13 protein-coding genes and 1 other RNA gene are annotated in these 14709 nt (G+C 66.1%); 11 read left to right on the top strand and 3 right to left on the bottom strand.

Annotated elements, in window-relative coordinates:
* Positions 1–56 precede the first annotated feature (56 nt).
* Both Q7I88_RS13410 and Q7I88_RS13405 read left to right on the top strand, forming a co-directional pair.
* A complete protein-coding gene (locus Q7I88_RS13410) occupies positions 57–734 on the top strand; it encodes a response regulator transcription factor (RefSeq protein ID WP_305096412.1) in 678 nt (225 codons plus the stop codon).
* Complete coding sequence (locus tag Q7I88_RS13405; RefSeq protein WP_439648344.1) at positions 685–2151, top strand: sensor histidine kinase; 1467 nt, start codon at positions 685–687, stop codon at positions 2149–2151. The genes Q7I88_RS13410 and Q7I88_RS13405 overlap by 50 nt, the downstream gene beginning before the upstream one ends.
* A 6-nt stretch (positions 2152–2157) precedes the next feature.
* On the opposite strand, the gene Q7I88_RS13400 is transcribed toward Q7I88_RS13405, so the two are convergent.
* Positions 2158–2586, bottom strand: coding sequence for a GFA family protein (locus tag Q7I88_RS13400; protein ID WP_305096411.1), 429 nt, complete (start codon positions 2584–2586; stop codon positions 2158–2160).
* A 116-nt stretch (positions 2587–2702) separates the two neighbouring features.
* Between Q7I88_RS13400 and Q7I88_RS13395 the strand changes: the two genes are divergently transcribed.
* Positions 2703–3263: a peptidase gene (locus Q7I88_RS13395; protein ID WP_305096410.1), complete on the top strand. Its 561-nt coding sequence runs from the start codon at positions 2703–2705 to the stop codon at positions 3261–3263.
* A 35-nt stretch (positions 3264–3298) separates the two neighbouring features.
* Here Q7I88_RS13395 and Q7I88_RS13390 read toward each other — a convergent pair whose 3' ends face one another.
* Positions 3299–3604, bottom strand: a complete 306-nt coding sequence (locus tag Q7I88_RS13390) for a chorismate mutase (RefSeq protein WP_305096409.1) — start codon at positions 3602–3604, stop codon at positions 3299–3301.
* Positions 3605–3670: 66 nt separating this feature from the next.
* On the opposite strand from Q7I88_RS13390, the gene Q7I88_RS13385 reads away from it, so the two are divergent.
* From Q7I88_RS13385 to Q7I88_RS13355, 7 genes are all read left to right on the top strand, one after another.
* Positions 3671–4693: a polyprenyl synthetase family protein gene (locus Q7I88_RS13385; protein WP_305096408.1), complete on the top strand. Its 1023-nt coding sequence runs from the start codon at positions 3671–3673 to the stop codon at positions 4691–4693.
* A 251-nt stretch (positions 4694–4944) separates the two neighbouring features.
* Positions 4945–6171: a cation:proton antiporter domain-containing protein gene (locus tag Q7I88_RS13380; protein ID WP_305096407.1), complete on the top strand. Its 1227-nt coding sequence runs from the start codon at positions 4945–4947 to the stop codon at positions 6169–6171.
* A gap of 180 nt (positions 6172–6351) precedes the next feature.
* Positions 6352–8778, top strand: coding sequence for an ATP-dependent helicase HrpB (gene hrpB, locus Q7I88_RS13375; protein ID WP_305096406.1), 2427 nt, complete (start codon positions 6352–6354; stop codon positions 8776–8778).
* 17 nt (positions 8779–8795) lie between these two features.
* A complete protein-coding gene (locus Q7I88_RS13370; RefSeq protein ID WP_305096405.1) occupies positions 8796–9074 on the top strand; it encodes an ETC complex I subunit in 279 nt (92 codons plus the stop codon).
* Positions 9075–9110: 36 nt separating this feature from the next.
* Positions 9111–9205: signal recognition particle sRNA small type (gene ffs, locus Q7I88_RS13365), an RNA gene on the top strand.
* A gap of 51 nt (positions 9206–9256) precedes the next feature.
* A complete protein-coding gene (locus Q7I88_RS13360; protein WP_305096404.1) occupies positions 9257–11041 on the top strand; it encodes a DNA polymerase III subunit gamma/tau in 1785 nt (594 codons plus the stop codon).
* A 23-nt stretch (positions 11042–11064) separates the two neighbouring features.
* Positions 11065–11403, top strand: a complete 339-nt coding sequence (locus tag Q7I88_RS13355) for a YbaB/EbfC family nucleoid-associated protein (protein ID WP_305096403.1) — start codon at positions 11065–11067, stop codon at positions 11401–11403.
* Between the two features lie 16 nt (positions 11404–11419).
* Here Q7I88_RS13355 and Q7I88_RS13350 read toward each other — a convergent pair whose 3' ends face one another.
* Positions 11420–12013, bottom strand: coding sequence for a PilZ domain-containing protein (locus Q7I88_RS13350; RefSeq protein ID WP_305096402.1), 594 nt, complete (start codon positions 12011–12013; stop codon positions 11420–11422).
* A 180-nt stretch (positions 12014–12193) separates the two neighbouring features.
* Between Q7I88_RS13350 and lon the strand changes: the two genes are divergently transcribed.
* Positions 12194–14587, top strand: coding sequence for an endopeptidase La (gene lon, locus Q7I88_RS13345; protein ID WP_305096401.1), 2394 nt, complete (start codon positions 12194–12196; stop codon positions 14585–14587).
* The last annotated feature ends 122 nt before the right edge of the window (positions 14588–14709 follow it).

Here is a 14709-nt window from a genome sequence, read left to right as displayed (position 1 = left end):
GACGCGTTCATGTACAAGGCCCAACTACGAGCCGCGACAGCAGGGGTACAGACACGATGAGGATCCTGATCGTCGAGGACGAACCGACCCTCGGCCAGCAGCTGAAGAACACTCTCGAGCAGAACGGCTATGCGGTCGATCTTTCGACCGACGGCGAAGACGGCCATTTCCTCGGCAGCACCGAGGAATACGACGCGGTGATCCTGGACTTGGGCCTGCCCGAGGTCGACGGGCTGACGGTGCTCGGCATGTGGCGCAAGGAAGGGCGCAACTTCCCCGTCCTGGTGCTGACCGCGCGCAATTCCTGGTCCGACAAAGTCGCCGGGCTCGATGCCGGGGCCGACGACTATCTCGCCAAGCCGTTCCAGACCGAAGAGCTAATCGCCCGGCTGCGCGCCTTGATCCGCCGCGCTTCGGGCAACGCGAGCTCCGAACTGACCGCTGGCGACGTGCGGCTCGATACCCGCTCCGGCCGCGTCACGCGCGCCGGCGAGCCGGTCAAACTGACGGCGCAGGAATACAAGCTGCTCAGCTATCTCATGCACCACAAGGGCAAGGTGGTCAGCCGCACCGAGCTGATCGAGCACATCTACGATCAGGATTTCGACCGCGATTCGAACACGATCGAGGTCTTCGTCACCCGCATCCGCAAGAAGCTGGGTGCCAACGTCATAACAACTATCCGTGGCCTCGGTTACAGCCTCGACGATCCCGACGAACCGCCGCGCGAGTAACCATCCCGCGCCGCCGGCCGTCGATCCCCCCGCCGCCGCGGAGGACGGCGCTGGCGTGACCGACGGCGAAGCCAACCAGCCTCACACCGGCAGTCTCGCCCGCCGCATGATCCTGATCGCCGCGGGCTGGATTTCGATCCTGCTTCTGGTCGGCGGCGTCGCCCTCGATCGCACGCTGACTTCGTTGGTGACACGCCAGTTCGACGACCAGCTCGATTACAGCCTCAACGGCATGCTTGGCGCGGCCGAGCTCGTCGATGGCGAAGTGTGGTTCAACCGGCCCCTCGGCGACCAGCGCTTCCTCGAACCGAACAGCGGGTTCTACTACCAGATCAGCGGCAAGGGTCACGAGGATTACCGCTCGCGCTCGCTGTGGGATCGCCGGCTCGAGGTGAACCTCGACAAGGATTACCGCGAACCGCACTACTACGACAGCTTCCAGTTTGCCGACGAACCGCTGCGCGTGGTCGAACGCACGATCCGCATCCCGGGTAGCGACACGCGGTGGCATTTCGTCGTCGCCGAGCAACGCCAGGAGCTGGACGAGCAGATCGTCAGCATCCGTTCGATCCTCGCCTGGTCGTTTGCGGTGCTTGGCATCGGCCTGTTCCTGATGGCCGGCCTGCAGACCTGGTATGGCCTCAGTCCGCTGCGCCGCGTGCGCCGGGCCATCGTCCGCATTCGCACGACCGGGCGCAACCGCGTGACCGACCCGCTGCCCTTGGAAGTGCAGCCGATGGTCGAGGAATTGAACGCGCTGCTCGAACATTCCGAGAAACAGGCCGAGGAGGCGCGGCGCCACGCGGGCAATCTCGCCCACGCGCTGAAGACGCCCTTGACGGTGCTGACCAATGCCGCCTCGGCGCATTCGCCCGACCTCGACACGACCGTGCTGCGCGAAGCCGCGACGATGCGCCGTCAGGTCGACCATCACCTCGCCCGCGCTCGGGCCGTCGGCCGCCGGGCGGTGGGCCTGGCCCGAACAAACGTCATGGCCAGCGCCGATGCGGTCGAGCGCGCCGTCGCCCGCCTCTATCCCGACGTCCGCTTCGACATCGACGGTTCGCGCACCGCCGATGTTGCGATCGAACGCCAGGACCTCGACGAGATCCTCGGCAATCTGGTCGAGAACGCAGCCAAGTACGGCGGCGGCAGCGTGTTCGTGACGGTCGATGCCGAGCCCGGTTCGGAGGGCTGCGCGATCTGGGTCGAGGACGATGGAGCGGGCATTCCTGCGGTGCAGCGCGAAGCGCTGTTCCAGCGCGGGGCGCGGCTCGATACCGAAAAGCCAGGCACCGGTCTCGGTCTGGCCATCGTCCGCGATGTCGCGGAGATCTATGGCGGCAGCGTAGAGCTCGGCGAGAGCGAAGACCTCGGCGGCCTTCTGGTCAAGCTGGTCCTTCCCCGCGTGGGCTAGCGCGCGCTAATCGAGAATGCCGGGGCGCGGCGGTAGGCCGGGGAAATGCGGCAGGCTCTCGTCGAGCATGTCCCAGCTTACCCGGTCCTTCACGTAGATGCAGTTTTCCGGGCTGACCTGGCCCGGATCGTCGAGCGAACCGGCCTGGACCATGATGTGATCCCCAGGGGCGTCGCCCGACGTGTAGAGCCTCCCGCCACAGGTACCGCAGAAATGCCGCGTGACGCTGCCGCCGGTATCTCCGGTGTTGGTGAAGGTCGCAGGCTCGCCTTCCATGTCGAGCTGGTCCTTGTGCATGCCGATGATGGTCGTGTGCCCGGTGCCGGTCGCCTTCTGGCAGTCCCTGCAGCAGCACTGGCTGACCCACATCGGCTCGCCCTTGATGCGGTACCGGATCGCACCGCACAGGCAGCCCCCGACAAGACCTTCGTTCATCCTCATTCTCCTCACCGCGTAACCTGCCGGGCAGAGCCCTTCCTGTCGAGACAGTTCAGCCCGAGTCCATCGCGCCGTGCTTAAATGTGGGCACACAGACTTGGGAAGAGACGAAAATGTTGCGACGATTCATACGCCCTGCGATCCTCATCGCGGCGACTGCGGCGCTCGGCGCCTGCACTTCTTACGGCGGATACGGCCGGACTTACGCCTCGGTGGGCTACGGCAGCGGCGGATACTATCCCTATTCGAGCCGCTACACGCCCTACGGCTACTATGGCTGGTATGACGACTACTACTACCCAGGCACCGGCTACTATGTGTACGACCGCCACGGCCGAAAGCACCGCTGGAACGACCGGCAGCGCGGCTACTGGGAAGGCCGCCGCGGCAACCACCGCGACGGACGTCCCAACTGGGAAGGCTATCACCGCGACAACGACCGCGACGGGCGTCACCGCGACTATTCGCGAGACCGCGACCATCGCCGCGACGGGAACTGGGACCGCCAGCATCGCGACCGCGACGACCGTCAGAGTTATCGGGACCAGCGCCGCTCTGCTCCGGTTGCCGGTGCGCGCGACAACCGCCGCGTGGAACGCCGCTCCGAGCGCAGCGAACGGCGCTCGAAGTCGGTCGATCGTGGCAGGGAGTTCCGCAGGAAGAGCCGCGACTGAGCGGGTTAGCCCTCCCGGGAGAGGAGGGCGCGAAGTTACCGCTCTGCCGCCTGCTGGTGGTGACGGATGACCTCTTCGATCACGAAGCGGATGAATTTTTCGCTGAATTCGGGATCGAGCTCGGCATCGATCGCCAGCGCCCGCAGGCGCTCGATCTGCCGCGCCTCACGGCCAGGGTCACTCGGTTCGAGCCCGGCTTTGGCCTTGTACTCGCCAACCGCCTGGGTGATGCGAAAGCGTTCCGCCAGCATGTGGATCAGCGCGGCATCGATATTGTCGATGCTCTTGCGATAGACGGCCAGGACCGGATCCTGGCGCTGCGAATGGGGGTTTCCGGGCATGTCGCAGGCTGCCTAGCACGGATTCGCCGCTTGCCAAGACGGGGCAGAACCTCCATCGCCGCGGCGATGAGCGCCGATGTCATTCCCTTGCCCGCCCGACGCGATGACAGGCAGCCCAGCCTGTCGCCGATCCTCTCGCTTACGGCAACCGCGATGAACTCGGTCAACGCTATCATCCTCGACCGGATGCAGAGCGAAATCCCGCTCATTCCGGCGCTCGCCGGGCACCTCATTTCGGGCGGCGGCAAGCGCATGCGGCCGATGCTGACGCTCGCCGGGGCCGAGTTGGTGGGCTACAATGGTACGCGCCATCACAAGCTCGCCGCGGCGGTCGAGTTCATCCACACGGCGACCCTGCTGCACGACGACGTGGTCGACGGCAGTGAGCAGCGCCGCGGCAAGAGCGCGGCCAACATCGTGTTCGGCAACCCTGCGACGGTTCTGGTTGGCGACTTTCTGTTCAGCCGCGCCTTCGAGCTGATGGTCGAGGACGGCAGCCTCAAGGTGCTCAAGATTCTCAGCGGCGCGAGCGCGATTATCGCCCAGGGCGAGGTTGACCAGCTGACCGCGCAGCGCCGCATCGAAACCAGCGAAGAACGCTATCTGCACATCATCGGCGCCAAGACCGCGGCCTTGTTCGCCGCCGCCAGCCGCATCGCCGCGGTGGTGGCAGAGCGCAGCGAGGCCGAAGAGCGGGCGCTCGACGATTACGGCCGCAACCTCGGCATCGCCTTCCAGCTGGTCGATGACGCTATCGACTACGACAGCGCCAGTGCCGACATGGGCAAGGACCAGGGCGACGATTTCCGCGAGGGCAAGATGACGCTCCCGGCGATCCTCGCCTATGCCCGCGGCAATGCCGAGGAACGCAAGTTCTGGGAAGAAGCGATCGCCGGCTTCCGGACCGAGGACGAGGACCTGGTCCGGGCTGTGGGCTTGATCCGCAAGCACGATGCAGTCGCGACGACCCGCGAACGCGCTCGCCATTTCGCCCAGCGCGCCTGCGACGCCCTGTCGATCTTCCCCGACTGTGCGGCGCGGCAGGCGATGGTCGAAGCGGCACAGTTCGCGGTCAGCCGGGGATATTAGCTCACCGGAAAGGGGCAGCTGCCGGGCCATCGCGATGCACGCGAACGCTCGAAATCTGCTCAGGAACGGTCAAAGGGGCTTGTCGTTTTTCCCGATATGGCGACAGCATTACCAGGCCGGATCGCTCCAACGAGAAATCACAAATTCCGCGAGGCCCGGGTTACCCCTCTGGAACGGCGAGGCGCATCTAAGGGAACCGGCGCCCGGCAGCGTGCCGGCCGAGATGTCTCATAGCGCTTAACCTCGCCATCTTGGCCGCGGGTTTCACCGTTCTGATGCTCAGCCTCCTTGCCGGCCACATCACCAACCGGCTGTGGTTATCGGACGCGACGATCTGCACGGCGGTCGGTGCGGCGATCGGGCTGGCACTGGCGTGGATCTTCGGTGACTTTGCTTATTCGGGCGACGACCTTGCGCTCCTGCGTGAGGTCTCGCGCGTTACGCTCGGCATTGCGGTGATGGGAGTGGCCTTGCGCCTGCCCTGCGATTGGATCGAATCGAGGTGGCGCAATCTGGCGATGGTTCTGGGCCTAGGCATGCCCCTTATGTGGCTGACGGGCTCTACCCTTGCGCTGCTCCTTCTGCCGATCGGGATTTTCCCCGCGCTGCTCCTCGGCGCCATCGTCGCTCCCACCGATCCGGTGGTTTCCTATGCGATACTCGAAGGCAAGACGGCGGAGGATTCCGTGCGCGCGGAGCTGCGCGACATGGTTGCTGCGGAGAGCGGCGCCAACGACGGGCTGGGCCTGCTCTTTGTCATGCTTCCCATCGTTTTGCTGAGCCAGACAAGCGCCCCGGCAGCGATCGGCGACTGGCTCGTGCAGGTCCTGCTCAAGGGAATCGTCGGCGCGGTAGTCTTCGGCGCGATTGCGGGCCATGTGGCGGGGCGCATCTTCGTCTGGGCGAAGAAGAAACCCGATGCGGAACACCAGTCGATGTTGACAATCGGCGTGGCGCTGGCGCTGACCGTGCTCGCGGCGGTCAAGCTGTTCGATAGCGACGGCATTCTCGCCGCCTTCGCCGCCGGCATCACGTTCAACCGTCTGACAGACCCGCTGGAGACCCATCAGCAGCGCATGCAGGGAGCGATTTCGCGCTTCTTCGACCTGCCCGTCTTCCTTCTATTCGGCACCTTGCTGCCGTGGGCCGAATGGACGAAATTCGGCTGGCAGCTCTGGGCGCTGGCGCTGCTGATCCTGGTCTTGCGCCGCCTTCCCTGGTGGATGCTGTTCAAGGCCTTCAACCGCCGGCTTTCCCGCAAGGAACAGATGTTCAGTGGATGGTTCGGCCCCATCGGGGTCAGCGCGATCTACTACTGCCTGCTTGCAGTCCGGGAGACGGGCCTGACCTGGCTCTGGCCGGTGGTAAGCTTGCTGGTCGTTTCGTCGGTTCTGGCGCACGGTATAAGCGCGACGCCCTTGGCCAAGAGATTGCGCCCGCAGACCGAGGCGATCGAAGCCGACATCGAGGGCAGGTAACAGCCCGTAGACCGCCGCCGCCCAGCTGTTCGCGCTCCTCATTTCATCTTTCCTATACGGGTGCGGTTGTGGCAGCCGGCTTAGCATGACTTGTCTCCGCCGGATCATACAAATTTCTGCGAGGCGCCCTGCTGTGGCTGGGCCAGCGGGCACCGCTGCCGCTCTGGCGAGCCGCACCCGATGAACGCCGACCTGCCGATCGACGCCGTCCTCCCGGATCTGTTCGCTGCACTGCGCGACTCGAACGGAGCGGTGCTCGTCGCGCCTCCCGGTGCGGGGAAAACCACGGCGGTCGCCCCCGGCTTGCTTGGCGAGCCGTGGTGCACCGGGAAGATCATCCTCACCAGTCCGCGCCGGGTCGCAGCCCGCGCTGCCGCCGAGCGCATGGCCGAACTGCTCGGCGAGAAACCGGGGGAAACCATCGGCTATCTCACCCGGCTCGACAGCAGGCAGTCGGCGAAGACGCGCGTGCTGGTCATGACCGAAGCGATTTTCGTCTCGCGCATCCTTGGCGACCAGGAGCTTTCGGACGTTTCGGCGGTGTTGTTCGACGAGGCGCATGAGCGGCATCTCGACAGCGATCTGGGGCTCGCTCTCGCGCTCGAGAGTCAGGCTGTTTTGCGGCCCGACCTGCGCGTGCTGATCATGTCGGCCACGATCGACGGCGCGCGCTTCGCCCGCTTGCTCGGCGAACGCGCGGCGGTGATCGAGAGTGAGGGGACGGCGCACCCCCTGCGCCTCGAGTGGCTCGGCAACCAACCCGAACTGCGCACGGACGAGGCAGTGGCGAGCGCGGTCCTGCAGGCGTGGCGCGACGAGCAAGGCGACATACTCGCCTTCTTGCCCGGGGTCGGCGAGGTTGAGCGCACCCGCGAACGGCTCGTCGCGCGCCTGCCGGGCGTTCCCGTCCTGCCGCTCCACGGCCAGATCCAGCCTTCCGACCAACGCGCCGCGATCCGCCGCAATCCCGAAGGCAAACGCCGCATCGTCCTCGCCACCGCGATCGCCGAGACCTCGATCACGCTCGACGGGGTTTCGGTGGTGGTCGATGCCGGGCTCTCGCGGCGGGCCGAGTTCGACCTTGCCGCCGGAGTCACTCATCTCGTCACTCACCGCGCCAGCCAGGCAGCCGCGGCGCAGCGCGCCGGGCGCGCCGCGCGGCAGGGGCCCGGCGTGGCCTACCGGTTGTGGGAAGAAGCCGCGCACGCCGGACGTGCGCAGTTCGATCCGCCGGAAATGCTCACGAGCGACCTCACGCCGCTGCTGCTGGCGCTGGCGCAATGGGGTGTGGCCGACCCGGCCTCGCTACCGTGGCTCGACCCGCCACCGGCCCCAGCGCTCGAAGCGGCCGGCGGCCGCCTGAAGGCGCTCGGCGCGCTCGATGACGAGGGACGGATCACTCCACGCGGGCGGGACATCGCCGCACTGCCGATGGCGCCGTGGCAAGCGGCAATGTTGCTGCACGGGGCCGATTACGGAATGGCGCTCGACGCGGCAAAGATCGCGCTGCTCCTGCAGGAACGCGGCCTCGGCGGCCGGGGCGAGGACCTTGCGCAGCGGCGCGATCGTTGGGACGCCGACCGTTCGCCGCGCGCCGAGGCTTCGCGCAAGCTGGCGCAGGGCTGGGCGCAGCGCGCGGAGAAGCTTGTTGCAGGGGGCCGCCGCGATGCGCCCGAGCCGGGCGTTCTGCTAGCCTTAGCCTTGCCTGACAATCTCGCCCGGCGCCGCGATGACAAAGGCGAAAACTGGATCTCGGCGGGCGGCCGCGGCTACACGCTCGACCCGACATCGCCGCTGGCACGCGAGGACTGGATCGCCGTCGGCGATGCGCAGGGCCTGGCCAAGGGCGCACGCGTAACCGCTGCATTGCCGCTGTCCGCTGCTTCGGTGGAACGATGGCTCGGCGAGCGTATCGAGCGCCGCAGCGTCCTGCGTTGGACGGGCGAGCGGGTTGAAGCGCGGCTCGAACGGCGCCTCGGTGCGATCGCGCTCGCAACCGGCCCCGATCCGGCACCCGATGAAGCGGCGGTCACCGCGCTCCTTGTGGAAAAAGCTGTCGAGAACCACGAGGATATTCTTCCCGCCGCGCTGCTGGCCCGTGCCCGCTATGCCGGGATCGCCGAACTGGCGCCCCCGCGCCTGGCGGAGACCGCCGACCTCTGGCTCGCGCCGCTTGTGGCGGGGCGCCGCGATCTCGATATCCCCGCGGGAGCCGTCGCGGAGGCGGTGCTATCGCAGATCGACTGGGAAAGCCGCCAGCGGCTCGACCGGCTCGCCCCGCGCAAGTTCACGACGCCCGCCGAGACGACACATGCCATCGACTACGCCGGTGCCGACGCACCGGCCGTCGAGGTCCGCGTGCAGGCGCTGTTCGGGCTCGACAGCCACCCGATGGTCGGCGACACGCCGCTGCTGCTTAGGTTGACGAGCCCTGCCGGCCGGCCGATTCAGGCCACCCGCGACTTGCCGGGCTTCTGGCGCGGCAGCTGGAAGGACGTCGTCAAGGACATGAAGGGTCGCTACCAGAAACACCGCTGGCCCGAGGCGCCGTGGACAGAAAAGCCGAGCCTGAAGACCAAGAACGCCTTTTCACGAACCCGATCCTGAATTAGAGCCCCGCCATTATGCAGGCACGCATCTACAAGCGCCCGAAGAACGCGATGCAGTCGGGCAAGGCGCTCACCGATCAGTGGGTCCTCGATTTCGTCCCGGCGGAGGCCAAGAAGCCCGATCCGCTGATGGGCTGGGCCGGCAGCGGCGATACCCAGCAACAGGTCCAGCTCAAGTTCGCGAGTTGCGAAGCGGCGCAGGCCTATGCCGCCAAACACGGGATTTCCGCCATCGTCCATTCCGTACCGCCCAAGAAACTCAAGCTTCAGGCCTACGCCGACAACTTTCGCTGAGCTTGCAAATCCGCGAACCCGGAGCCATATGCCGGCCCGGGAGTCGGGCGGGCGTTCGCGTTTGCTCACCGGGTCAGGTCCGGAAGGAAGCAGCCCAGGTAGATTGCAGCGGGTCGCCCGGCTCCTTTTTCCCCGACATTGTTGCCATGACATCCGGCTCACGAGTGCCTACCTTGCGGCCTATGGGTGATTCCGAAAATCTGTTCGGCGAAGACGCGCCGCCGGCCGGCGAGGAGGTTGAAACGCCCTCTGCCGCGGAGCTGGAGGCTGCCGGCCAGTCGGCGATGTTTGCCGAACCCGCGTCTTCGGCCGCAGAACCGCAGGTCGCCGCGCCAGCGGCCGCAGCGCCCGCGGCGGCGAGTCAGCCCTACCGTGTCCTGGCGCGGAAATACCGTCCGCAGACTTTCTCCGAGCTCATCGGGCAGGACGCGATGGTCCAGACACTGGCCAACGCCATCAGCCGCGACCGTCTTGCTCATGCCTTTCTGATGACCGGGGTGCGCGGCGTCGGCAAGACCTCGACCGCGCGGCTCATCGCCAAAGCGCTCAATTGCGTCGGGCCGGACGGGCAGGGCGGCCCGACGATCGACCCGTGCGGGGTATGCGAGCCATGCTTGGCGATCGCCGAGGGCCGGCACATCGACGTCATTGAGATGGATGCCGCCAGCCATACCGGCGTCGACGACGTGCGCGAGATCATCGAGGCCGTCCGCTACGCCGCGGTCTCTGCGCGCTACAAGATCTACATCATCGACGAAGTCCACATGCTGACGCGCAACGCCTTCAATGCGCTGCTCAAGACGCTCGAAGAACCGCCGGCGCACGTGAAGTTCCTCTTCGCCACGACTGAGGTGGACAAGCTCCCGGTCACTGTGCTCAGCCGCTGTCAGCGCTTCGACTTGCGGCGCATCCCGACCGAACTGCTGCAGCAACACTATGCAATGGTCTGCCGCGCCGAGGGCGTCGAAGCCGACGATGAGGCGCTCACTATGATTGCCAACGCGGCCGAGGGCTCGGCCCGCGACGGGCTCTCGATCCTCGACCAGGCGATCGCGCATGCCGATCTCGAGGGCGGCGGGAGAATCACTGCAGAGCGCGTGCGCGACATGCTTGGCCTGTCCGACCGGGCCGCGCTGCGCCGACTGTTCACGGCGATGCTCGAAGGCGATCCGCAGGTCCTGATCGAGGGGGTCGGGCAGCAATACGCCCTCGGCGTCGAACCGCTGGCGATTATGCGCGGAATGATGGATCTTGCCCACCGCATCACCGTGCTTCAAGTCGCCAAGGGCGCTGCCGATGCGGCGACGCCCGACGAAGCCGCGGCGCTGGAGCGCTGGGCCGACGCTCTGCCGGCGGGGCAGCTCCACCGGCTGTGGCAGCTCCTGCTCAAGGGCTACGGCGAGGTCCGCAACGCCCCGGATCCGCTGGTGGCGGCGCAGATGGCCCTGCTACGGGTGCTGCATGCCGCGTCTCTGCCCGACCCGGGGGCGCTGGTTCGCAAGCTCGAGGAAATGGCCGAGAACGGCGTCGCGGCGCCGCCGTCTGAGGTTCGCGGGCAAGCCGATGCCGCTCCCGTGTCGAGCGGGGAATGGCAAAAGCTGGTCGAGCGTGTGGAGGCCAGCGGTGCCCTCCGGGTCGCCCAGACGATGCGTGACTGGGTGCGAGTGATCGAACTCGCGCCCGGACGGTTGGTCTTCGCGTTGGCGCCGGGCCTGTCGGGCGACCCTGCGCCCGATCTGCGCGAGGCATTGCTCAGGGCGACCGGTGAGCGCTGGCTGGTCGAGCGCGGAGCAGGCGAGGGCGCCCCTACGCTGCGCGAGTGGGCCGAGACGGAACAGGCGAACGCACGGGCGCGTATACGCAGCAATCCCCTGGTCGACGCCGCATTCGCCGCCTTTCCCGGCGCCGAACTGGTCGAAGAACCCGAGGCAAACGGCGCAAGCCGCAACTGGAGCAAGAGGGCCTGAGAGCCCGGCAGAGGTACGATCCGATGGACATGGAAGAAATGATGAAGGCCGCCCAGCAGGCAGCCGAGAACATTCAGAAGCAGATGAACGATGCACAAGTCCGCCTCGATTCAATCGAGGTCGAAGGCACGTCCGGCGGCGGTCTGGTCAAAATACGCGCCAGCGCGAAGGGCCGAATTCTTTCGGTCTCGATCGACGACAGCCTGATCGTGCCGGACGACAAGCAGATGCTCGAGGATTTGGTGGCTGCAGCGTTCAATGACGCGCGGGCCAAGGCGGACCAGGCGTCGAACGCCGAAATGCAGAAGGTCCAGTCGGGTCTGCCGCTGCCACCGGGCTTCAACTTTCCCGGAATGGGCTGACGCGCCGCAGGATGCGTCAGAACGCGTGCCGGCTGCGGCGCAGCAACTCGTGCTTTTCCTCGAGTTGCTCGGCGAGGTAGATATCCGCGTGATAAGTCGGCCGTGCGCGGCGCTGGTCAATTCGCTCGCCGCGCCAGGCCAGGAGCCATTCGCTTTCCGCTCGGTCGAGCCCGATCAGGACTTCTCGGTGAGCCGCGTCGATCTCGATCGCGCCCAGCGCCTTGCAGAAGGCGCGCTCGCGGTCCGACAGCGGTAGCTCGTTCAGCTGCGGCTCACTCGGCTGGGGCGGTTCGTCTTCTTGGTCCTCGGCCGCGGTCGGGGCTGGCTCGGCTATCGTCCGCAGATGTTCGAGAACGGCGTCGTTGAGCGGGTTGTCGAATTCGATACCCGCCATGCGACCCCTGAGCCACCGTACGTGAGCGTCGATCGGACCGATCGGCCCGATGCGGATGGTCAGGAATTGGCCCATGTCCAGACGTCCGAGGCGGTCGTGTATCTGGCAGCCGCTTTTCGAAAGGTCGTGCAGGACGATATCCATCGGCATGCCTGTGCCCGTGCGATAGCGTCCGTTGACGATCAGGCCATGTCGTTCGTCGCGCCGTTCCTCCATGGGCGGCATTTACCACAGGTGGGAGCAGGAAACAGCCGTCGGAAAACGCGATGGCCGACACCTTGCACCGTCCACAGCTTCGCGACGAGACACATTGCAGGGGCCGCGCCCGCTTCCCATATTGCCGGCAACACCTTGCGCCGCTGACGGCGCACCGAACCGATTGAGTCAGGATTATAGATGTCGAAGTTCCCCCTCCTTCCCTTGCGCGACGTGGTCGTGTTTCCCGGTCAGGTCGTGCCCTTGTTCGTCGGCCGCGAGAAATCGGTCGAAGCCCTTGAAGCGGCCATGGCCGGCGACAAGGACATCCTGCTGCTTTCGCAGCTCGACCCGCACTGCGACGACCCACAGCGCGAAGATCTCTACGACGTCGGCGTGGTCGCCCAAGTCCTGCAAATGCTCAAGCTGCCCGACGGCACGGTTCGCGTGTTGGTCGAAGGCACCACACGCGCTCGCCTCGAAGGCGTGGAGGAGCGTGACGGCTACGTCGAGGCAACGACCGAGGAAATCGAGCAAGAGGCGGCCTCGGGCAACCAGGTCGTCGCCCTGATGCGCAGCGCGCTCGAGCAATTCGGCGATTACGCCAAGCACAACAAGAAGCTGCCCGAGGAAGTCGAGAGCGAACTGGGCCAGATCGAGGACGCCGGCCAGCTCGCAGACGCGATTGCCGGCGCCCTGACCGCCAAGGTAGCGACCAAGCAGGCGCTGCTTACCGAGACCGATCCGCTCAAGCGCCTCGAAATGGTCTACTCGGTCATGGAGGGCGAACTTTCCGTGCTCCAGGTCGAGCGCAAGATCCGCGGCCGGGTGAAGCGGCAGATGGAGAAGACCCAGCGCGAATACTACCTTAACGAGCAGCTCAAGGCGATACAGAGCGAGCTGGGCGGGGGCGACGGCGAAGACGGTGACGAGATCGCCGAACTGCAGGCCAAGGTCGATACCCTCAAGCTGTCGAAGGAAGCCAAGGCCAAGGCCGAAAGCGAGCTCAAGAAGCTCAAGTCGATGCAGCCGATGAGCGCCGAGGCAACCGTCATCCGCAATTACTTGGATGTCCTGCTGGGCCTGCCATGGGGCAAGAAGAGCCGGCTCAAGAAGGACATCAGGAAAGCCGAGGAAATCCTCAACGAGGATCATTACGCGCTCGACAAGGTCAAGGACCGGATCATCGAATACCTCGCGGTCCAGGCGCGCACCAACAAGCTCAAGGGGCCCATTCTCTGTCTCGTCGGCCCCCCCGGCGTCGGCAAGACCAGCCTCGGCAAGTCGATCGCCCGTGCGACGGGCCGCGAATTCGTGCGCCAGTCGCTCGGCGGCGTGCGCGACGAAGCCGAGATTCGTGGCCACCGCCGCACCTACATCGGCTCGCTACCTGGCAAGATCGTCACCAACCTGCGCCGCGCCGGAACCAGCAATCCGCTGTTCCTGCTCGATGAAATCGACAAGCTCGGGCAGGATTTCCGCGGCGATCCGGCCTCGGCGCTGCTCGAAGTGCTCGATCCGGAGCAGAACTCGAAGTTCCAGGATCATTACCTCGAACTCGATATCGACCTGTCGGACATCATGTTCGTCACCACGGCGAACAGCCTTAATCTGCCGCAGCCGCTTCTCGATCGCATGGAGATCATTCGGCTGGAGGGGTACACCGAAGACGAGAAGGTCGAGATCGCCCAGCGCCACCTCATCGCCAAGCAGGTCGAAGCCCACGGGCTCAAGGACGGTGAGTTCGAGCTGACCGAGGCCGGCCTGCGCGACCTGATCCGTTACTACACCCGTGAAGCGGGCGTGCGCACGCTGGAGCGCGAGATCGCGCGACTGGCGCGCAAGTCGTTGCGGAAAATCCTGGAAGGCGACGCGACGAGCGTGACCATTACGCCGGAAAACCTCGGCGACTTCGCCGGGGTGCGCAAGTTCAAGCATGGCATGAGCGAGGACGAAGCGCAGGTCGGCGCAGTGACGGGCCTTGCCTGGACCGAGGTCGGCGGCGAATTGCTGACCATCGAAAGCGTCACCACCCCCGGCAAGGGCGAGATCAAGACGACCGGCAAGCTGGGCGATGTCATGACCGAAAGCATCTCCGCAGCGTTCAGCTTCGTAAAGGCGAGGGCACCGGCTTACGGCATCAAGCCGAGCATCTTCCAGCGCAAGAACATCCACATTCACTTGCCTGAAGGCGCGGTGCCCAAGGACGGTCCGAGCGCAGGCATCGGCATGGTGACCTCGATCGTCTCGACGCTGACCGGCATCCCCGTAAGGCCGGATGTCGCGATGACCGGCGAGGTGACCTTGCGGGGCCGGGTGCTGGCGATCGGCGGGCTCAAGGAAAAGCTGCTGGCGGCGCTCCGCGGCGGCATAAAGACCGTGCTGATACCCGAAGAGAACCTCAAGGATCTCGCCGAAATTCCCGACAACGTGAAGGAGGGACTGCAGATCATTCCTGTGGGCCATGTCGACAAGGCGCTCGAACATGCGCTGACCTCCCCGACCGCTCCGATCGACTGGACCGAAGCCGACGACCTCGCCAGCCAACCGCTGACGGCGCAACCGGCCGCCGGCGGAGCCGCTGTGGCTCACTAGGTCTGTTCTATCGCATGCTGCGCCGCAGCGAATCGGCGGGCCTCGAGGCGTGGGATACCCTCGCCTGAGGCCATCCTTCGCGGCAATCACGGTTAACGCGGCCTTGCATTGCGCCGAATTGG

The organism is Croceibacterium aestuarii, from assembly GCF_030657335.1.
GTDB classification, from domain to species: domain Bacteria; phylum Pseudomonadota; class Alphaproteobacteria; order Sphingomonadales; family Sphingomonadaceae; genus Croceibacterium_B; species Croceibacterium_B aestuarii.
Note: the sequence above shows the minus strand (reverse complement) of the source record. Positions and strands in the feature narration are given on the sequence as shown.

Coding starts and splice junctions, on each gene's coding strand:
- hrpB (WP_305096406.1), top strand. CDS start 6,352: ATGAACGCCGACCTGCCGATCGACGCCGTCCTCCCGGATCTGTTCGCT.
- lon (WP_305096401.1), top strand. CDS start 12,194: ATGTCGAAGTTCCCCCTCCTTCCCTTGCGCGACGTGGTCGTGTTTCCC.
- Q7I88_RS13370 (WP_305096405.1), top strand. CDS start 8,796: ATGCAGGCACGCATCTACAAGCGCCCGAAGAACGCGATGCAGTCGGGC.
- Q7I88_RS13390 (WP_305096409.1), bottom strand. CDS start 3,604: ATGCCCGGAAACCCCCATTCGCAGCGCCAGGATCCGGTCCTGGCCGTC.
- Q7I88_RS13410 (WP_305096412.1), top strand. CDS start 57: ATGAGGATCCTGATCGTCGAGGACGAACCGACCCTCGGCCAGCAGCTG.
- Q7I88_RS13385 (WP_305096408.1), top strand. CDS start 3,671: ATGAGCGCCGATGTCATTCCCTTGCCCGCCCGACGCGATGACAGGCAG.
- Q7I88_RS13400 (WP_305096411.1), bottom strand. CDS start 2,586: ATGAACGAAGGTCTTGTCGGGGGCTGCCTGTGCGGTGCGATCCGGTAC.
- Q7I88_RS13350 (WP_305096402.1), bottom strand. CDS start 12,013: ATGGAGGAACGGCGCGACGAACGACATGGCCTGATCGTCAACGGACGC.
- Q7I88_RS13395 (WP_305096410.1), top strand. CDS start 2,703: ATGTTGCGACGATTCATACGCCCTGCGATCCTCATCGCGGCGACTGCG.
- Q7I88_RS13355 (WP_305096403.1), top strand. CDS start 11,065: ATGGACATGGAAGAAATGATGAAGGCCGCCCAGCAGGCAGCCGAGAAC.
- Q7I88_RS13360 (WP_305096404.1), top strand. CDS start 9,257: ATGGGTGATTCCGAAAATCTGTTCGGCGAAGACGCGCCGCCGGCCGGC.